Annotated in this window: 15 protein-coding genes and 3 pseudogenes; 9 read left to right on the forward strand and 9 right to left on the reverse strand. The window is 73.4% G+C overall.

The features are described from left to right. Positions 1 to 916, reverse strand: a 916-nt coding sequence (locus tag DKT69_RS05180; RefSeq protein WP_109800444.1) for an alpha/beta hydrolase family protein, incomplete at its 3' end; no start/stop codon positions are given. A 158-nt stretch (positions 917 to 1,074) separates the two neighbouring features. Here DKT69_RS05180 and DKT69_RS38860 point away from each other — a divergent pair. Next, positions 1,075 to 1,245 (forward strand): hypothetical protein, encoded by a 171-nt coding sequence (locus tag DKT69_RS38860; protein ID WP_201749497.1) that lies wholly within the window; start codon positions 1,075 to 1,077, stop codon positions 1,243 to 1,245. A 13-nt stretch (positions 1,246 to 1,258) separates the two neighbouring features. Here the strand turns inward: DKT69_RS38860 and DKT69_RS05185 are convergent, their stop codons facing one another. From DKT69_RS05185 to DKT69_RS05220, 8 genes are all read right to left on the reverse strand, one after another. Further along, the gene (locus DKT69_RS05185) at positions 1,259 to 2,380 is read right to left on the reverse strand and encodes an acetate/propionate family kinase (protein WP_109800445.1); all 1,122 of its coding nucleotides are present in this window, start codon (positions 2,378 to 2,380) and stop codon (positions 1,259 to 1,261) included. Beyond that, on the reverse strand, positions 2,377 to 4,443 hold the full coding sequence (gene pta, locus DKT69_RS05190; protein ID WP_438361804.1) for a phosphate acetyltransferase: 2,067 nt from the start codon (positions 4,441 to 4,443) through the stop codon (positions 2,377 to 2,379). The genes DKT69_RS05185 and pta overlap by 4 nt, the downstream gene beginning before the upstream one ends. Before the next feature lie 70 nt (positions 4,444 to 4,513). Further along, on the reverse strand, positions 4,514 to 5,233 hold the full coding sequence (locus tag DKT69_RS05195; protein ID WP_201749498.1) for a DUF998 domain-containing protein: 720 nt from the start codon (positions 5,231 to 5,233) through the stop codon (positions 4,514 to 4,516). Between the two features lie 103 nt (positions 5,234 to 5,336). Then, positions 5,337 to 5,516: a DUF6104 family protein gene (locus tag DKT69_RS05200; RefSeq protein ID WP_091570976.1), complete on the reverse strand. Its 180-nt coding sequence runs from the start codon at positions 5,514 to 5,516 to the stop codon at positions 5,337 to 5,339. A 90-nt stretch (positions 5,517 to 5,606) separates the two neighbouring features. Then, positions 5,607 to 9,332 (reverse strand): multifunctional oxoglutarate decarboxylase/oxoglutarate dehydrogenase thiamine pyrophosphate-binding subunit/dihydrolipoyllysine-residue succinyltransferase subunit, encoded by a 3,726-nt coding sequence (locus tag DKT69_RS05205; RefSeq protein ID WP_109800447.1) that lies wholly within the window; start codon positions 9,330 to 9,332, stop codon positions 5,607 to 5,609. Between the two features lie 259 nt (positions 9,333 to 9,591). After that, positions 9,592 to 10,425, reverse strand: a complete 834-nt coding sequence (locus DKT69_RS05210) for a DUF2705 family protein (RefSeq protein ID WP_109800448.1) — start codon at positions 10,423 to 10,425, stop codon at positions 9,592 to 9,594. Further along, complete coding sequence (locus DKT69_RS05215) at positions 10,422 to 11,360, reverse strand: ABC transporter ATP-binding protein (RefSeq protein ID WP_109800449.1); 939 nt, start codon at positions 11,358 to 11,360, stop codon at positions 10,422 to 10,424. Before DKT69_RS05215 ends, DKT69_RS05210 begins: the two co-directional genes overlap by 4 nt. 161 nt (positions 11,361 to 11,521) lie before the next feature. Continuing rightward, positions 11,522 to 12,178, reverse strand: a complete 657-nt coding sequence (locus DKT69_RS05220; RefSeq protein ID WP_109800450.1) for a hypothetical protein — start codon at positions 12,176 to 12,178, stop codon at positions 11,522 to 11,524. A gap of 223 nt (positions 12,179 to 12,401) precedes the next feature. Between DKT69_RS05220 and DKT69_RS05225 the strand changes: the two genes are divergently transcribed. The 8 genes and pseudogenes from DKT69_RS05225 to DKT69_RS05255 all read left to right on the forward strand — a co-directional run. After that, the gene (locus tag DKT69_RS05225; RefSeq protein WP_109800456.1) at positions 12,402 to 13,181 is read left to right on the forward strand and encodes a GNAT family N-acetyltransferase; all 780 of its coding nucleotides are present in this window, start codon (positions 12,402 to 12,404) and stop codon (positions 13,179 to 13,181) included. Then, on the forward strand, positions 13,178 to 14,047 hold the full coding sequence (locus DKT69_RS05230; protein WP_109800451.1) for a lysophospholipid acyltransferase family protein: 870 nt from the start codon (positions 13,178 to 13,180) through the stop codon (positions 14,045 to 14,047). Before DKT69_RS05225 ends, DKT69_RS05230 begins: the two co-directional genes overlap by 4 nt. Positions 14,048 to 14,153: 106 nt before the next feature. Beyond that, positions 14,154 to 14,996 (forward strand): DUF4097 family beta strand repeat-containing protein, encoded by an 843-nt coding sequence (locus DKT69_RS05235; RefSeq protein ID WP_109800452.1) that lies wholly within the window; start codon positions 14,154 to 14,156, stop codon positions 14,994 to 14,996. Continuing rightward, on the forward strand, positions 14,993 to 15,616 hold the full coding sequence (locus tag DKT69_RS05240; RefSeq protein WP_109800453.1) for a PadR family transcriptional regulator: 624 nt from the start codon (positions 14,993 to 14,995) through the stop codon (positions 15,614 to 15,616). The genes DKT69_RS05235 and DKT69_RS05240 overlap by 4 nt, the downstream gene beginning before the upstream one ends. A gap of 98 nt (positions 15,617 to 15,714) precedes the next feature. Beyond that, a complete protein-coding gene (locus DKT69_RS05245) occupies positions 15,715 to 16,416 on the forward strand; it encodes a response regulator transcription factor (RefSeq protein ID WP_109800454.1) in 702 nt (233 codons plus the stop codon). Continuing rightward, positions 16,413 to 16,569: pseudogene (locus tag DKT69_RS41355) on the forward strand (two-component sensor histidine kinase); the annotation flags it as partial. The gene DKT69_RS05245 and the pseudogene DKT69_RS41355, both read left to right, overlap by 4 nt. Positions 16,570 to 16,850: 281 nt before the next feature. Next, a pseudogene (locus tag DKT69_RS05250) lies at positions 16,851 to 17,963 on the forward strand (HAMP domain-containing sensor histidine kinase); the annotation flags it as partial. Between the two features lie 62 nt (positions 17,964 to 18,025). After that, positions 18,026 to 18,233: pseudogene (locus DKT69_RS05255) on the forward strand (peptidase S1); the annotation flags it as partial.

An 18,233-nucleotide genomic window follows, 5' to 3' on the forward strand; every position in this document is an offset into this window, starting at 1 on the left:
GGTGGGCGTCGGCGGGGAGGCGGTGCAGCGCCGCCCGGTCGTCGTAGAGGGTCCAGCGGAGGAAGTCGGTGGTGGTGGCGAGAACCTGGGTGAAGCCGGGGTGGCCGGGGGAGAGGTATTCGCCGTGCCCCTGGCCGGGCAGGCTCAGGAAGGCCGCCGGCCCGGTCGCCCGGGCGTACGCGGCGCGGCCGACGGACTCCGGGACGATCGGGTCCGCGCCGCCGTGCACGAAGAGCAGCGGCGCGGGCGGCCCGGCGAAGCTGCCGGCCAGACCTCCCCCGGCGAGCACGATGCCGGAGCGCAGCCGCGCCGAGTGGCCGGAGGTGAACATGCCGGCAGTGGTGAAGCCGCCCGCCGAGTGACCGGCCGCGGCGATCCGGTCGACGGCCAGGTGCCCGGCGAGCGGGTCGTCGTGGGCGTCGAGGCGTACCAGGTGGCGGATCAGGCGCCAGCCGTCGGCGGGCTGGTTGCGGACGTCCGCCCGGGTGAAGCCCGGGGCGCGCAGGTTGGTGCGGGGATAGGTCGGGGCGGCTACCACGAAGCCCGCGGCGGCCCACCGGGTGGTCAGCGGGGCGTGCAGCTCGGGGAGGCTGCGCAGCCCGTGGCTGTAGACCACGACCGGGAACCGTCCCGCCGCGACGGGCGCGGCGGCCATCGGCGCCGGCCCGGTCGTCGACGGGCCAGCCGGGCCAGCCGGCGCGGCGGCGGGGTACCAGATGGTGACCGGGAGTGGTCGCGGGCCGTCCGGGTCGACGGTGAGCTGCCGGACCCCGACCGGCCAGCTCCGCTGCGGGGCGTGCCCGGAGGAGGCGGCGCCGATCGCGCCGGGCGCCGGACCGCCGGTCGCGGCGGTGGCCGGCCCGCAGCCCGCCAGCAGCGCCGTCACCAGCACGGCGGCCAGCCGCTGCCCCTCCACCGTTTCACGGTAGGCGACCGGGTGGGCCCAGCGGCCCCGCCGTCCGGACCGGCTGCCGGCGCCACCCGGTCGGTGCCGCTCCGCCGGCCGGGCCCGACTCGCCCCCCACCGGCCCGGCGGTACGACCCGCGTCGGCGGGCTTCGCTAGGGTCACCGGCATGTCTGAGAACTACAGCGACCCGAGCGGCAACACCGAGCAGTTCCGCGCCTTCGTCCACACGCCCGAGGGCACCGCCCCGGAGACCGCGCCGTCCCGCCTCCCGCTGATCGTCGGCGCGGCGGTCGTGGTGCTGCTGGTGGCCGTGGTCGCCTGGCTCGCGCTGGGCTGAGCCACGCCCCGGGTCAGTGGTGGGTCGCCGCCACCACGGCTCGGGCCTCCCGGGCGATCTCCCGCTCCTCGTCGGTGCTGATGACGCAGACCGTCACCTCGGCCCCGTCCGGCGAGATCACCCGGTCGCCGCTGGCGTCGTTGCGGGCGGGGTCCACGGTGATGCCGAGCCGGTCCAGCCCGGCCAGCGCGGCGGCCCGGACCGGCGCGGCGTGCTCGCCGACCCCGGCGGTGAAGGTCACCGCGTCGACCCGCCCGAGCAGGGCGTAGTACGCACCGACGTACCCGGTGATCCGACGGCGGTAGACGTCGAAGGCGAGCGCCGCGGCGGCGTCCCCGGCGTCCCGCCGGGCCAGCACCTCGCGCATGTCGTTGGCCCCGGTCAGCCCGAGCAGGCCGCTGCGGTGGTTGAGCAGGTCGTCGATGTCGTCGACGGTCATCCCGCCCTCCCGGCGCAGGTGGAAGATGACCGTCGGGTCGACGTCGCCGCTGCGGGTGCCCATCACCAGGCCCTCCAGCGGGGACATCCCCATCGAGGTGGCCACGCTCCGGCCACCCTGGATCGCGCAGGCGCTGGCCCCGTTGCCCAGGTGCAGGGTGATGACGTTGACCTCCTCGTATGGCCGGCCGAGCAGCTCCGCGGTGCGCCGGGAGACGTACGCGTGCGAGGTCCCGTGGAAGCCGTACCGCCGGACGCCGTACCGCTCGGCGATGTCCCGGTCGATGGCGTAGGTGGCGGCGGCCTCGGGCAGGGTGTGGTGGAACGCGGTGTCGAAGACGGCGACCTGCGGGACGTCCGGCAGCGACTCACGGGCCACCCGGATGCCGGCCAGGTTCGCCGGGTTGTGCAGCGGCGCGAGCGGCACCAGATCCTCGACCGCGGCCAGCACGGCGTCGTCGATCAGCATCGGTTCGGTGAACGTCCGGCCGCCGTGCACCACCCGGTGCCCCACCGCCTCCAGCCCGGTCAGGTCCAGCCGGGCGAGGATCTCCCGGACCGCGGTCTCGTGGTCGGCCGCGTCGCCACCCGGCTCGCCGACCCGCTCCACCCTGCCCTTGTCGCGGACGTCCTCGTCGTCGTAGAGGCGGTACTTGACCGACGAGGATCCGCAGTTGAGGACCAGTACCCGGCTCATGACGACTCCTCGGCGGCGGCCTGGATGGCGGTGATGGCGACGGTGTTGACGATGTCCGGGACGGTCGCGCCCCGGGACAGGTCGTTGACCGGCCGGCGCAGGCCCTGCATCACCGGGCCGACCGCCAGGGCGCCGGCCGAGCGCTGCACCGCCTTGTACGTGTTGTTGCCGGTGTTCAGGTCCGGGAAGATGAAGACGGTGGCCCGTCCGGCCACCGGGCTGTCCGGCAGCTTGGTGGCCGCGACCTGCGGATCGATCGCCGCGTCGTACTGGATCGGGCCCTCCACCAGCAGCTCCGGCCGGCGCTCGCGGACCAGCTTGGTGGCCGCCGCGACCTTCTCCACGTCGGCGCCGGCGCCCGAGCTGCCGGTCGAGTACGACAGCATCGCCACCCGCGGCTCGATGCCGAACCGTGCCGCGGTGTCGGCCGACGAGCTGGCGATGTCGGCGAGCTGGGCGGCGTCCGGATCGCGGTTGACCGCGCAGTCCCCGTAGACCAGCACCCGGTCGGCGAGCAGCATGAAGAAGACGCTGGAGGCGACCGAGACGCCCGGCACGGTACGGATGATCTCGAAGGCCGGGCGGATGGTGGCGGCGGTGGTGTGGGTGGCCCCGGAGACCATGCCGTCGGCGTGGCCGGTGTGCACCATCATGGTGCCGAAGTAGTTGGGCTGCGCCACGACGTCGTGGGCCAGCTCGACGGTGAGGCCCCGGTGCGCGCGCAGCTTCGCGTACTCGGCGGCGAACTCGTCCCGCCAGCCGCTGGTGACCGGGTCGACCACCTGGGCGTCCCCGATGTCGATGCCCAGCTCCCGGGTGCGCCGGGCGATGTCATCGGGGCGGCCGAGCAGGGTCAGGTCGGCGACGCCCCGGCGCAGCAGGATCTCCGCCGCGCGCAGGATCCGCTCCTCGGCGCCCTCCGGCAGCACCAGCCGGCGACGGTTCGCCCGGGCCCGGTCGATCAGGGCGTTGGAGAACATCAGCGGGGTGACCCGCTCGGCGCGGCTGACCCGCAGCCGGCGGGCCAGGTCGACGGTGTCCACGCAGCGTTCGAAGGCGCCGAGCGCGGCCTCGACCTTGCGCGGGTTGTCGACGCTCGGGCGGCCCTCGATCCGGCTGGACGCGGCCACCGTGTCGTAGCTGTCGCTGGTCACCGAGAGCACCGCGAGACCGGTGTTCAGCCCCTCGACCAGCCGCATCGCCCGCGGGTCGGGCTGCTCGCCGAGGGTGAGCACCAGCCCGGCCACCGAGACCAGACCGGCGACGTGCGCGGCGCTCGCCGCCACCAGCAGGTCGGCCCGGTCGCCCGGGGTGATCACCAGCGCGCCCTCGGTCAGGTGGTCGAGCAGGGTCGGCACGTGGGCGGCGCCCACCACGTAGTCGAGCACGTCCCGGTCGAGCGCGGCGTCGTCGCCGGCCAGCAGGGTGGCGCCGAGGGCCGCCGCCACCTCGGCCACCGTCGGCGCCGACACGGTCGGCACCTCCGGGATCGCGTACGTGGGGACAGGCAGCTCGGGGAGGGTCATCGGGCCGGGCACCCGGTTGGCGATCACGGCCAGCACGGTCGCGCCCAGGTCCTCCAGGTCGTGGTACGCCCCGCGGGCCGCCGCCGCGATCGCCTCCGGCTGCTGACCGAAGCCGTCCACCACGGGCACCACCACGCTGCCGAACTCGGTGGCCAGCCGGGCGTTGAAGGCCAGCTCGCGCGGGCCGGCGCCGTCCCCGTCGGCGAAGTCGCTGCCCACCACGACCATCGCCGGGCAGCGCCGCTCGACGTCCCGGTAGCGGGCCACGATCCGGGAGATCAGCTCCTCCCGCCGGCCGTCCGCGACCAGGGCCGTCGCCTCCGCGTACGTGCTGCCGGACAGCTCGGCCACCGGGAGGTCGACCCGGTAGCGGTCGGTGAGCAGGGCGAGGATCGGGTCGGTGCCGGCGCCGGCGACCAGCGGCCGGAACGTGCCGATCCGTTCCACCTGCCGGGAGAGGAGCTCGGCGAGGCCGAGGGCGATGGTCGACTTCCCACCGCCGGACCCCACGCTGGTCACGTAGACGCTGCGGGCCACGAGGACCACGCTACAAGATCGCCGTACCCCGCGCCCGGGTCCTGGTGCCTGGGCCCACCGACCCGGTCGATCAGGATCGGGCCGGTGCCGCCGGCGTACCGGTGTGGCCGGACCCTTCGGCTGCCGGCGGTCCGGCCGGGAGGTCGGCCGAGCGGAAGAGTGCGTCGCTCTTCGCCGCCCACGCGGCGCCGAAGGCGAGGACGGCGACGGTCTCGCACCAGAGCACCGGCTTGACCGTGTGACGTACGTCCGCGGGCAGCGCCGTGCTCGCCAGCGCGAGCGTGATCGCGGCCAGGATGAGCAGGCCGCAGGCGCGGTAGACCCGGTTCGCCGACGGCGACGGGGGCAGGCCGGCCCGGTCCGGCCTGGTGAAGAGGAACAGGCAGAAGGCGGCGAGGAGCAGGAACAGCGCCGCGGCGGCGGCCTGGTGCACCACGCCGACCGTCCGGTCGGTGCCGCTCGTGGTGCCGGCCGGCGCGCCGACCGTGGTGGGGAAGAGGGCCACCGCGATCGCCAGCACCCCGGCGACCGTGCTCAGCGCGTCGTCCGGCCAGCGGTGCCGGTAGCTGATGAGGAACACCCCGACGGCGCAGAGCGCGCCGACGAAGACGTCCCGCATCTCGGTGTGGTAGTAGCCGCTGAGCGAGTCGAGCAGCGTCAGCTGTCGGGTGGCGACGAGGTGACCGACCACCAGCACGACCGGCAGCGCGATGCCGACGGAACCGATGCCGAGGCGCAGGCGGCGGACGGTCACCGCGTCCTGCGGCGGCTTGCGGGTCTCGAGGTCCACTTCCGCCTCCCTGTCGTCCGGCGGGGTACGCCCCGGTGGGCCGTGGTGGGACGCGGGGCGCTGCTCTTTAGTGGACGCGACGGGGCAGCCCCGCGTCAAACGCTCAGTCCTCGTCCTCGTCGTCGAGGCGGGCGAGCCAGGTCGCGAAGCGCTCGATCGGGGTTTCGAACTCCGGGTTCAGGTCGACGAAGTCGCGCAGGCGCTCGCCCAGCCACTCCAGGCTGACCTGCTCGTCGCCCCGGCGCTCGACCAGCTCCTCGATGCCGCGGTCGGTGAAGTACATCGGTGTGTCCTCTCGAAAACGGGGTCGCCACATGCGGCGGGGCAGCGGCCGTCGTACGGTCGCTGCCCCGCCGCTGGCGGTGCGGTCAGGTCACGGGCGGGGGAGGGCCGCCTCGATCAGCGCCTTCTGCTCGACCTCGTGCATCTTCGCCGAGCCGCCCGCCGGGGCGGCGGCGGCGGGGCGGGAGATGCGGCGCAGCCGGACGTCGGTCAGGTGCTCCAGCAGGTTGAGCGCGACGAACGACCAGGCGCCCTGGTTGGCCGGCTCCTCCTGCACCCAGGCGAAGTCCTCGGCGTTCGGGTACTGCGCCAGGGCGGCCCGGATCTCCTCGACCGGCAACGGGTAGAGCTGCTCCATCCGGATGATCGCGGTGTCGGTGACGCCCCGCTCGGCCCGGGCCTGGAACAGGTCGTAGTAGACCTTGCCCGAGCAGAGCAGCACTCGCTTCACCTGCTCCGGCGCCGGGGCGGCGGTGTCCCGCAGCACCGGCTGGAAGGTGCCGGTGGTGAAGTCCTCCACCGGGGAGACGCAGAGCTTGTGCCGCAGCAGCGACTTCGGCGTGAACACCACCAGCGGCTTGCGCTTCGGCGACAGGGCCTGGCGGCGCAGCAGGTGGAAGTAGTTCGCCGGGGTGGTCGGGATGGCCACCCGCATGTTGTCCTCGGCGCAGAGCTGGAGGAACCGCTCCGGGCGGCCGGAGGTGTGGTCCGGGCCCTGGCCCTCGAGGCCGTGCGGCAGCAGCAGGGTGACGGCGGAGCGCTGGCCCCACTTCACCTCGCCCGAGGAGACGAACTCGTCGATCACCGACTGGGCGCCGTTGACGAAGTCACCGAACTGGGCCTCCCAGCAGACCAGCGCGTTGACGTTCTCGACCGAGTAGCCGTACTCGAAGCCCATCGCGGCGTACTCGGACAGCAGCGAGTCGTGTACGAAGAACCGGGACCGCTCGCCGTCCCCGGTGAGCGACTTCAGCGGCAGGTAGTCGTCGCCGGTCTTCGCGTCGACCACCGAGGCGTGCCGCTGGACGAAGGTGCCGCGGCGGGAGTCCTGCCCGGCGAGCCGGACGGTGACCCCGTCGTGCAGCAGCGCGCCGAAGGCGATGATCTCGCCGTAGCCCCAGTCGATGTTGCCCTCGACGGACATCTTCGCCCGCTTGTCGAGCAGCTGCTGGATCCGCTTGTGCGGGGTGAAGCCGTCCGGCAGGTTGACGTGCGCCTCGCCGATCGCCTTGACCACGGCGGCGTCGGTGGCCGTCTCCACGATCGGCTCCGGCTCCTCCTGCCGGGCTGGCCGGCTGAGCTGGCGCGGGGTGGTGGCGGCGTCCCGGGTGGCCTTGAAGACCCGCTCCAGCTGCGACTGGTAGTCGCGCAGCAGCTCCTCCGCGTCCTCCACGGTGATGTCACCTCGCCCGATCAGCTCCTCGGTGTAGAGCTTGCGCACCGAGCGCTTCGAGTCGATGATCTTGTACATCTGGGGGTTGGACATCGACGGGTCGTCGCCCTCGTTGTGCCCGCGCCGCCGGTAGCAGACCATGTCGATCACGACGTCCTTGTTGAACGCCTGCCGGTACTCGAAGGCCAGCCGGGCCACCCGCACCACGGCCTCGGGGTCGTCGCCGTTGACGTGGAAGATCGGCGCCTGGATCATCCGCGCCACGTCGGTGCTGTAGAGGCTGGAGCGGCTGTACTCCGGGGCGGTGGTGAAGCCGACCTGGTTGTTGACCACCACGTGCACGGTGCCGCCGGTGCGGTACCCGCGCAGTTGGGAGAGGTTGAGCGTCTCGGCGACCACGCCCTGGCCGGCGAAGGCGGCGTCGCCGTGCACCGCCAGCGGCAGCACGGTGTAGCCCTCCAGCTTGAGGTCGATCCGGTCCTGCTTGGCCCGGACGATGCCCTCCAGCACCGGGTCCACGGCCTCCAGGTGCGACGGGTTCGCCACCAGCGAGACCTTGACCGAGTGGTCGCCGCCCGGGGTGGTGAACTTGCCGTTCTGGCCGAGGTGGTACTTCACGTCGCCGGAGCCCTGCGTCGAGCGCGGGTCCAGGTGCCCCTCGAACTCCGAGAAGATCTTCTCGTACGGCTTGCCGACGATGTTGGCGAGCACGTTGAGCCGGCCGCGGTGGGCCATGCCGATGACGACCTCGTCGAGCCCGCCCTCGGCGGACGACTCCAGGATCTCGCCGAGCAGCGGGATCAGCGACTCGCCGCCCTCCAGCGAGAACCGCTTCTGCCCGACGTACTTGGTCTGCAGGAAGGTCTCGAACGCCTCGGCGGCGTTGAGCCGGTTGAGCACGTGCTTCTGCTCGTCCGGGTCGGGCTTCTCGTACTTGCGCTCGATCCGCTCCTGGATCCAGCGCCGCTCCTCCGGGTCCTGGATGTGCATGTACTCGATGCCCACCCGGCGGCAGTACGAGTCGCGCAGCACGCCGAGGATCTCGCGCAGCTTCATCCGCTGCTTGCCGGCGAAGCCGTTGACCGGGAAGGTCCGGTCCAGGTCCCACAGGGTCAGCCCGTGCTGGAGGACGTCCAGGTCGGGGTGCTTGCGGATCTTGAACTCGAGCGGGTCGGTGTCGGCCATCAGGTGGCCGCGCACCCGGTACGCGTGGATCAGCTCGTGCACCCGCGCGGTCTTGTTGATCTGGCCCTCGGAGTCGACGGCCACGTCGCGAACCCAGCGCACCGGCTCGTAGGGGATGCGCAGCGAGGTGAAGATCTGGTCGTAGAAGCCACGCTCGCCGAGCAGCAGCTCGTGCATCACTTTGAGGAACTCGCCGGACTGCGCGCCCTGGATGATCCGGTGGTCGTAGGTGCTGGTCAGCGTGATGATCTTGCTGACCGCCAGCTCGGCCAGGGTGGCCTCGCTCATGCCCTGGTAAGGCGCCGGGTACTCCATCGCGCCGACGCCGATGATGGCGCTCTGGCCCTGCATCAGCCGCGGGATCGAGTGCACGGTGCCGATGCCGCCCGGGTTGGTCAGCGAGATCGTGGTGCCGGCGTAGTCCTCCATGGTCAGCTCGTTGCGGCGGGCGCGCCGGACCACGTCCTCGTACGCCTGCCAGAACTGCCGGAAGTCCATCTGCTCGCAGCCCTTGATGGACGGGACCACCAGGTTGCGGGAGCCGTCCGGCTTGGTCAGGTCGATCGCGATGCCCAGGTTGACGTGCTCCGGGCGGACCATCGCCGGCTTGCCGTCGACCTCGGCGAAGGAGTTGTTCATCTCCGGGTGCTCGACCAGCGCCCGGACCAGCGCGTACCCGATCAGGTGGGTGAAGCTGACCTTGCCACCGCGCCCGCGGGCGAGGTGGTTGTTGATCACGATGCGGTTGTCGACCAGCAGCTTGGCCGGGACCGCGCGCACGCTGGTCGCGGTCGGCACGGCCAGCGAGGCGTCCATGTTCTGCACGATCTTGGCGGCCACGCCGCGCAGCGGGGTGGTGCCCGCGGCGGTCGCGGTCGGCGCCTTGGCGGCCGGCCTGGCCGGGGCGGCCTTCGCGGCGGGCGCCGGCTTGGCGGCGGGCTTCTCGACCGGCTTGGCCGGCGCGGGGGCCGGCTTCGCCGGGGCCGGCTGCTGGGTGACGGTGGCGACCGCCTCCTGCTGCTCGGCCGGCTCCGGCTGGGCGGCCGGCTTGGCCTTGCCGTCAGCCGGACGCGGGGTGGCGGCGCCGGGCGCGGGTCGGTAGTCGGCGAAGAAGTCGTGCCAGGCGGAGTCGACGCTCGAGGGATCGGCGAGGTAGCGCTGGTACATCTCCTCGACGATCCATTCGTTCGGGCCGAAACCCGCCAGTGGGTTCTCCTGCGAAGTCTGCTGGGTCGACACGGCCGGTAATCGCCTCTTTCACGCGGGTTCGTAATGTCACGCGGTGTCCGCCGTGCCGGAATAGGGGCTGCACGGGAGACGGGTCCCAGGCTACGCCGTAGGAATGCCGCAGGCATTCTCGCCTCCGGCTGGTGGTCCGTTTCACAGAAGATGCCAGAAGTTCGGCAAACGCTGCGTGTCCGGTCGTCTCCTGCTAGACGCGGAACGGCCCCCGGCCGGTGAGGTTGCGTCACCGCCCCGGGGGCCGTCGTCGTACCGGTCAGGCGATGTCCCGCCGGCGCATGATCATGGTGCCGATGGCGCCGGTCACCACCGCGTACCCGATGAGCACCGCGGCGCCCACCCACTGCGGCGGGTTGCCCGGCAGTTCGGTGCCGCTGATCATCAGCGTCGACGCGGTGGACGGGACGATCACCGCCAGCTTGCTGATCCAGTCCCACTCGAGCCACTGCTGGAGCAGGAAGAAGATCAGGTTCGCCGCGGTCGTGCCGACCAGGTACAGCACCACGGCCGTGATGGTCGCGCCGATCTGGCTGCGGATCAGCACGCCGAAGCCGACCCCGAAGATCCCCCAGAGCACGTACGCGAGCAGGTTGAGCAGGATCGCCCGGGTCACGTCCCACGACCCGAAGTGGGCGTCCCAGCCCTGGACACCGAAGTAGATCAGCGTCGCCGGAATGGTCAGCAGGGTGGTGACCAGCCAGAACAGCGCGCCGAACAGCGCCGCCGTGACCAGCTTCGCCGCGACCACCATGGTCCGCTGCGGGGTGGTGAGGAAGGTCGTCGTCGCGGTCTGGTGGTAGAACTCGTTGGTCACCACGATGATGCCGAGCAGCAGCACGAAGAGCAGCCCGAAGTACTGCCCCGAGGTGAACAGGTTGGCCGCCTGGTAGACCTCGCTGGCGGTGGCCCGGATCTGCTCGGCCTGGTCCGCCGGCACCCCCTCAAGGTCCTGCCCGCCGGTCAGGCTGATGTCGGCGTTCACCGCGTTCACCAGGAACGCCAGCGCCAGGGTGACCAGCGCGCCGATGCCGAAGAGCCACCACGTGTTGGTCGTACGGATCTTGAGCAGCTCGGATCGGACCAGGTTCATCGGATGTCCGCCTTTCCGGCCGTCAGTTCGAGGAAGACCCCTTCGAGGTCGGGGCGTTCGGTGGTCAGCTCGTGCAGCTCCACCTTGGCGGCCAGCGCGATCCGGCCCACGGTGGGCGCGTCCACCCCGGCGACCAGCAGCGTGCCGTGCTCGTCGGTGTCCACGGTCGCCGCCTGTTCGTGCAGCGCGGCGGTCAGCTCGGCCGCCTGCGGGGTGCGGACCCGCACCCGGGTGCCGTGCGCCATCGAGCCGATCACCTGGTCCACCGGACCCTGCCGGATCAGCTTGCCGGCCGCGATGATCACCACGTCGTCGGCGAGCAACTGCATCTCCGACAGCAGGTGGCTGGAGACCAGCACGGTCCGGCCCTGGGCGGCCAGCCCCTTGAGGAAGCCGCGCATCCACCGGATGCCCTCCGGGTCGAGGCCGTTCGCCGGCTCGTCCAGGATCAGCACCTGCGGGTCGCCGAGCATCGCGGCGGCGATGCCGAGCCGCTGCTTCATGCCCAGCGAGTAGCCCTTGAACTTGCGCTTCGCCGCCGGGGCGAGCCCGACCAGGGCGAGCGCCTCGTCGGCCCGCCGGCGGGGCAGCCCCGCCGCCGCGCAGATCACCCGCAGGTGGTTGATGCCGGTGCGGCCCTTGTGCGCGCTGGAGGCCTCCAGCACCGCGCCCACCGAGCGCAGCGGGTCGGCCAGGTCGGCGTACCGCCGGCCGCCGATGGTCGCCGTGCCGGCCGTCGGGGCGACCAGGTTCAGCAGCATGCGCAGCGTGGTCGTCTTGCCGGCGCCGTTCGGGCCGAGGAAGCCGGTCACCCGCCCCGGTTCGACGGTGAAGGACAGGTCATCCACCGCCCGGACGTTCTTGTACTGCTTGCTCAGTCCGGACACCACGATCTGGCCGGTCCCGGCGCTGGGGCTCCACTGCCCGTCGGACATCGTTCTCCTCTCCTGCCACGACGCGCGGGCGCGCCGGTGGGACGCCGTTGCGGCGGGCGCCGGGCACAGCGTGGCAAGGCGGCGCAAGCAGGTCAATCAGGCGCTGTCCGTAGTCCCGTCTCCCTCCTGGGCAGGAGGTGATCATCCCCAGGGAGGAGACGTCAGGCCGGCGGCAGCGCGATCCAGGTCGCCCGGGCGTGGCCGAGCAGGGCGCCGTCCGGGCCGTACAGGCTGGAGTGCACCTCCGCCTTGCGCCCCTCGGCGCCGACCATCGCCCCGGTCACCACACACTCGTCGCCCGGCGCGGGCAGCACGGCGACCACCGCGGCGATCCGGCCGAGGACGTACGGGCGGCCGGGCGCGATGACCGCCCAACCGCCGGGGCAGTCCAGCGCGGCCCAGACCGTCGCCGGGACCACCCGCTCCGGCGCGCGGAACGGCGCCGCGGTCCGCCCGTCCGGCAGCCGGCCGGGGAAGATCCGCAGCCCGTCCGGGTTCGCCGGGCCGCAGACGTAGCAGCCGGGGAACGGGTGGTCCACCAGACCGGGGTACTCCCGGGCGGCGGTCGCCGCGGTCGCCCGGTCCACCGCGGGGACCACGGAGGCGAACGGCTCGACCGGGCGTACCTGCGCGACGACCTCGCCGTCCGGGTCGCGGATCTCCCCGTCGACCGGGTGCAGCGGGGTCTCCAGTGGCGGCGGTCGGCGCAGCGTGACCTCCACCGGGCCGCGGTCGTCGAGCGCCGCCGCGAAGACCCCGGCACTCCAGCCGCCGTTGCCCGAGCCGGGCGGGCCGTTGAAGCGCGACTCGATGATCATGTACGTCCTCCGGGCTGGTCCGGGCTCCGGCCGCGTCACCGGCGCCGCCCGGGCAGCCTCGCACGCCGTTGCCGCCCCCGCCGCACCGGCCGACACCGGCCCGGCGACGGTCGGCGGCGGCCCGCCGCAGGTGAACGCGGGGACCGGAGCGCCGGTTGGCGTTCACCGGATCGACACCCCTCACCCCCGCAGCCGGCAACCCGAGGCCCTTACACAGATACCCATGGCCGTTCTGCACGCCGCTGGCGCACCCCTCACGACCAGCGGATACACCCTGCTGATCGCCGACGACCCGACCCTGGTCGCGGCTGCGCAACGTCTGCGCCACCAGGTGTTCGCCACCGAGCTCGGGGCGACCCTCCACCCCGGTGCCGCCGGGCTGGACACCGACGAGTTCGACGCCCACTGCGACCACCTGGTGGTGCTGCGGCGGGGCACCGGCGAGGTGGTCGGCACCTACCGCCTGCTGCCGCCGGGGCGCACCGACCGCCGGTACGCCGAGGGCGAGTTCGACCTGGCCGCGCTCGACCCGCTCCGCGGCGACCTGGTCGAGGCCGGCCGGTCCTGCGTGCACCCGGACCACCGGTCCGGCGCGGTGATCAACCTGATGTGGGCCGGCATCACCCGGTACCTGCACCTGCGCGGGTCCCGCTGGCTGGGCGGCTGCGCCTCGGTGCCGGTGGCCGACGGCGGGACGGCCGCGGCCGAGGTGTGGGCGCAGGTCCAGGCCGGGCACCTGGCGCCGCCGCCGCTGCGGGTCCGCCCGCTGCGCCCGTGGTCGGCCGAGGCGCCGGTCGCCGTCGATCCGGCGACCCTCTCGCCCGCCGAGCGGCGCGCGCTGGTCCCGCCGCTGCTGCGCGGGTACCTCCGGCTGGGCGCCTGGGTCTGCGGCGAGCCGGCGTACGACCCGGACTTCGGGGTCGCCGACTTCTACGTGCTCTTCTCGCTGGACCGGATGAACCCCCGTCACCTGCGCCACTTCCTCGGCGGGGAGCAGCCGTGACGGCCGACGACCTCTGGCGGCCGGCCTCCGGCTGCGGCCCGGAATGCCTGCCGCTCGCGGTGGAGCAGACCGTGCCGGCCCTGCGGCGGGCGGGCCGGCTGGTGGGCGTACTCGGCATGCTCGTGCTCGGGGTCGGCCTGGCCGGCCTGCTCGCGGTCCTGCCCGCCCGGGAGCGGGACGTCGCGGTGCGCGGCTGGGCCCGGGGGACGCTGCGGGCCCTCGGCATTCGGCTGGTGGTCCGGGGCCGGCTGCCCCGCCGACGGGCCCTGCTGGTCGCCAACCACGTCTCCTGGCTGGACGTCCTCGCCGTGTTGGCCGTCGCGCCGGCCCGGATGCTGGCGAAGCGGGAGGTGCGGGCCTGGCCGCTGGTGGGCCAGCTCGCCGCCGCGGCCGGCACGGTCTTCGTGGACCGGGCGCGCCCCCGCGAGTTGCCGGCCGCGGTGGGCCGGGTCGCGGCCGCGCTGCGCGCCGGTCACCCGGTCGCGGTCTTCGCCGAGGGGACCACCTGGTGCGGCGAGGCGGCCGACTGCCGGCCGGGCCGGGGTTTCCGGCCGGCCATGTTCCAGGCGGCGGTGGACGCGGGGGCGCCAGTGGTGCCGCTGCGGATCGGCTACCGGTACGGCGCGACCGGCACGGCGACGACGGCGGCCGCCTTCCTCGGCGACGAGACCCTCTGGGACTCGGTACGCCGGGTGCTGGCGGCCCGCGACCTGACCCTGTCGGTGGCGGTGACCGCGGCGCTGCACCCGGCCGTGGACGCGGACCGCCGGCTGCTGGCCCGGGCCGCCGAGTCGGCGGTGCACCTGGTCCCCGCCCGGCGGCCGGCCCCGCCCGTGCCGGTGCGGGAGTTGGACCTGGCGGCCTGACGGATCCCCGACTCGGGACAGTCTTGATACGTCGCGATGTATCGCGTTAGGCTCTCCTCGTCGCTCGACGTGCCGGGAATCGGTACGTCACCGAGGGGAGGACGCCATGGCCAGCTGGACGGTCGACAGCCCGCAGCGGATCACTCTGGACGAGCCGGTCACCCGGCTCGAGGTACGCCTGATCACCGGCCGGCTCAACGTGGTCGGCACCGACGGGCCCGCCCGGGTCGACGTCACCCGGGTCAGCCGGCGGCCGGTCGTCGTGGAGCACCGGGACGGACGGCTGCGCGTCGGCCACGAGCGGATCCCGCGCTGGCCGGGGTTCCTCTGGTGGCTCGGTCAGCTCGGCCGCCGCTTCCGGGCCGAGGTGTCCATCGCCGTACCGGCCGACGTGCTGGCCGACCTGCGCCTGATCGACGGCTCGCTGGTCGCCTCCGGCCTGCGCCGGGAGACCCAGGTGGACGTCACCTCCGGGCAGATCACTCTGATGGGGCTGCGCGGGCGGACCGCCGCGAAGATCATCTCCGGCCCGGTGGAGGCGCTCGGAGTCGCCGGCGACCTGACCATGGAGACCGTCTCCGGCGAGGTCATCCTCGCCGACAGCGCGGCCGGTCGGGTGCACGCGCACACCGTCTCCGGGGCGATCACCTGCGACCTGGACAACCCGCGGCGCAGCGAGATCCGGCTCAGCACCATCTCCGGCAGCGTCACCGTCCGGGTCCGCGAGGACAGCGACCTCGCCGTCCACCTGCACACCACCTCCGGCCGGATCACCAGCGGCTTCCCGCAGGTACGCGGCGACGCCGGGCTTGGCGCGACCAAGGACAGCCACGGCGTCCTCGGCGCGGGCGAGGGTAAGCTCTGGGCGTCCGCGACGTCGGGCAGCATCGCGCTGCTGGCCCGGTCGGTCGACGAGACCGACGAGGTCGACGAGGAGGAACTGCCGTGACCGCCGTGTTCAGTCACGGGCGGCTCCGGCTCTACCTGCTCAAGCTCCTCGACGACGGCCCCCGGCACGGCTACGAGCTGATCCGGTTGCTGGAGGACCGCTTCCTCGGTCTGTACGCGCCGAGCGCCGGCACCATCTACCCCCGCCTGCAACGGCTGGAGGTCGAGGGCCTGGTCACCCACACCGCCGCCGGCGGCCGCAAGGTCTACGAGATCACCGAAGCGGGCCGGGCGGAGCTGCGGCAGCGCGCCGGTGAGCTGGCCACCCTGGAATCGGACATCACCGCCTCCGTCGAGGACCTCTCCGCCCTGGCCGGCGAGATCCAGACCGAGGTACGCGGCTCGGTGCGCGACCTCAAGCGCGAACTGCGCGAGGCGACCCGGCAGACCCGGCAGAGGCGGGCGGCCCGGTGGGAGCCCCCGCCGACCCGGCCGGCCACCAACGGCACGCCGCCGCCGGGCGAGTCGCCGCTGCTCGCCGAGTTCGACCAGCGGCTCGCCGAGTTCACCGTCGAGGTCGGCGCGCTGGTCCGCGCCGGCCGGCTCAGCGACAGCAAGCTGCGGACCGCGATCCGGGTGCTGGACGGGGCGCTGGACGGGCTGCGCCGGCTGCTCCGCTGACGGCCGTCCCCGGCCCGGCGGGCCGGGGACCCAGGCTCACAGGTTGTTTCCAGGAAGCGCCCAGCGGGGCCGCAGCGAGAGCGCGGATGATGGGCCACATGGTGGCTACCCAGACCGAGGCCCGACTGCTCGTCGTCGAGGACGACCCGAACATCCTCGAACTGCTCTCCGCGAGCCTGCGCTTCGCGGGCTTCGACGTGGCCACCGCGACCAGCGGCAGCGCGGCGCTGCACGCCGCCAAGGACCATCGGCCCGACCTGGTGGTGCTCGACGTGATGCTGCCCGACCTGGACGGCTTCGAGGTCATCCGGATGCTCCGCGAGGGCGGCACCCGTACCCCGGTGGTCTTCCTCACCGCGCGGGACGCCACCGACGACAAGATCCGCGGGCTGACCCTGGGCGGGGACGACTACGTCACCAAGCCGTTCAGCCTGGAGGAGCTGACCGCCCGGATCCGGGCCGTGCTGCGGCGTACCGCCACCGGGGAGCAGGCGCCGTCCCGGCTCACCTTCGCCGACCTGGAGCTGGACGAGGAGACCCATGAGGTGCACCGGGCCGGCCAGCGGGTGCAGCTGTCGCCGACGGAGTTCAAGCTGCTGCGCTACCTGATGCTGAACGCCAACCGGGTGCTCTCCAAGGCGCAGATCCTCGACCACGTGTGGAACTACGACTTCCGGGGCGACGACAACATCGTCGAGTCCTACATCTCGTACCTGCGGCGCAAGGTCGACAACACCCAGCCCCGCCTGATCCACACCCTGCGCGGGGTGGGGTACGTGCTGCGCAAGCCGGCGGCGTGAGCGTCGTCGAGCAGGCGAAGGGACGGCTGCGGAGCGTACCGCTGCGGATAAAGCTGGTCGCCTCGGTCCTGGCCCTGGTGGCGGCGGCCCTGGTGGTGATCAGCCTGCTGACCGCCTTCTTCCTGCAGAGCTACCTGGTGGGCCGGGTCGACAGCGAGCTGGACTCGTACCTGGACCGGGCCCAGCAGACGATGCCCACCGATGCCACGACGAGCAGCCTGCCGAGCGACTACATGGTGGTCACCGCCAGCCGGAGCACCGGCCGGGGCCAGATCGTCTACGACAAGTCCCTGGTGCCGGAGGACCTGCCCGGTTCGCTCAACCAGTTCTCCTGGTACGAGCAGCACGCCGACCAGCAGGCGTTCACCACCGACGCCGCGGACAAGCATCTGCGCTGGCGGGTCATGGTCAAGCGGCTGAACGACGACCAGTTCATCGCCGTCGGGCAGAACATGGTCGACGTCGACCTGGCCGTCAAGCAGCTCGTCTGGATCGACCTGCTGGTCGGCGGGGCGGTGCTGATCCTGCTCGCCTCGGTGGGCGCGGCGATCGTCCGGACCAGCCTGAAACCGCTCGTCGAGATCGAACGGACCGCGGCGGCCATCGCCGGGGGCGATCTCACCCGGCGGGTGCCCGACCCGGAGGAGGGGCGGCCCTGCCCGACCTCCGAGCTGGGCCGGCTCTCCCGCGCGCTGAACGCCATGCTGGCCCAGATCGAGGCGGCCTTCACCGCCCGCGCCGCCTCCGAGACGGCGGCCCGCAGCGCCGAGGTCAGCGCCCGGGACGCGGCGGCGGCGGCGCAGGCCTCCGAGGCGCGGGCCCGGCGCTCCGAGGAGCGGATGCGGCAGTTCGTCGCGGACGCCTCGCACGAGCTGCGTACCCCGCTGACCACCATCCGGGGCTTCGCCGAGCTGTACCGCCAGGGTGCGGCCCGCGCGCCGGAGCAGACCGCCGGCCTGCTGCGCCGGATCGAGGACGAGGCGGCCCGGATGGGGCTGCTGGTGGAGGACCTGCTGCTGCTCGCCCGGTTGGACCGGGAGCGGCCGATCACCCTGGCCCCGGTGGAGCTGCCGGTGCTGGCGAGCGACGCGGTGCAGGCCGCCCGGGCGGTCGCCCCGGACCGCCGGATCGAGCTGGACATCGAGCCGGGCGCCGGCACGCTGCTGGTGCACGGTGACGACGCCCGGCTGCGCCAGGTGATCGGCAACCTGATGACCAACGCGCTGACCCACACGCCGCCGGACGCCTCGGTGACCCTGCGGTTGCGTACCCAGCCGGGCAACCTGGCCGTGGTGGAGGTCGCGGACACCGGCCCGGGGCTGACCCCGGAACAGGCCGAGCGGGTCTTCGAGCGGTTCTACCGGGCCGACGCGGCGCGGACCCGGCGGGCCACCGGGGTCACCAGCACCGGACTCGGGCTGGCCATCGTCGCGGCGCTGGTCGGCGCCCACCACGGCACCGTCGAGGTGGCCGAGACGCCGGGCGGCGGGGCGACCTTCCGGGTCAAGCTGCCGCTGCTGCCGGACGCCCCGGACGAGGCCGACTGACTTTCAGAAAACATTCAGGCACGTTCCAGGCTGGTCGCAGTGCCAGGGGAGAAGGTGGTTCCATGACCGAGTACGAGACCGACCCACAGCGGTCGCCGGCTCCCGCCGACGCCGAGCCGTCGCATTCCACCGCCGAGCTGCCCCCCGTCGAGCGCGGGCAGTCCGACTCCACACCGCCGGCCGACGCGCCGGTTCCGGCCGACTCCCCGGCCGCCGGAACCACCGCCGCCGCAGCGCCCGACCCCACCGCCGCCGGCCGGCCGGCGGCGG

Source organism: Micromonospora sicca, from assembly GCF_003172935.1.
GTDB classification, from domain to species: Bacteria; Actinomycetota; Actinomycetes; order Mycobacteriales; family Micromonosporaceae; genus Micromonospora; species Micromonospora sicca.

Excerpts from the sequence above, each read along its gene's own strand:
- DKT69_RS05215 (WP_109800449.1), bottom strand. The coding sequence starts at position 11,360 with ATGTCCGACGGGCAGTGGAGCCCCAGCGCCGGGACCGGCCAGATCGTG.
- DKT69_RS05235 (WP_109800452.1), top strand. The coding sequence starts at position 14,154 with ATGGCCAGCTGGACGGTCGACAGCCCGCAGCGGATCACTCTGGACGAG.
- DKT69_RS38860 (WP_201749497.1), top strand. The coding sequence starts at position 1,075 with ATGTCTGAGAACTACAGCGACCCGAGCGGCAACACCGAGCAGTTCCGC.
- DKT69_RS05210 (WP_109800448.1), bottom strand. The coding sequence starts at position 10,425 with ATGAACCTGGTCCGATCCGAGCTGCTCAAGATCCGTACGACCAACACG.
- DKT69_RS05200 (WP_091570976.1), bottom strand. The coding sequence starts at position 5,516 with ATGTACTTCACCGACCGCGGCATCGAGGAGCTGGTCGAGCGCCGGGGC.
- DKT69_RS05220 (WP_109800450.1), bottom strand. The coding sequence starts at position 12,178 with ATGATCATCGAGTCGCGCTTCAACGGCCCGCCCGGCTCGGGCAACGGC.
- DKT69_RS05185 (WP_109800445.1), bottom strand. The coding sequence starts at position 2,380 with ATGAGCCGGGTACTGGTCCTCAACTGCGGATCCTCGTCGGTCAAGTAC.
- DKT69_RS05245 (WP_109800454.1), top strand. The coding sequence starts at position 15,715 with ATGGTGGCTACCCAGACCGAGGCCCGACTGCTCGTCGTCGAGGACGAC.
- DKT69_RS05225 (WP_109800456.1), top strand. The coding sequence starts at position 12,402 with ATGGCCGTTCTGCACGCCGCTGGCGCACCCCTCACGACCAGCGGATAC.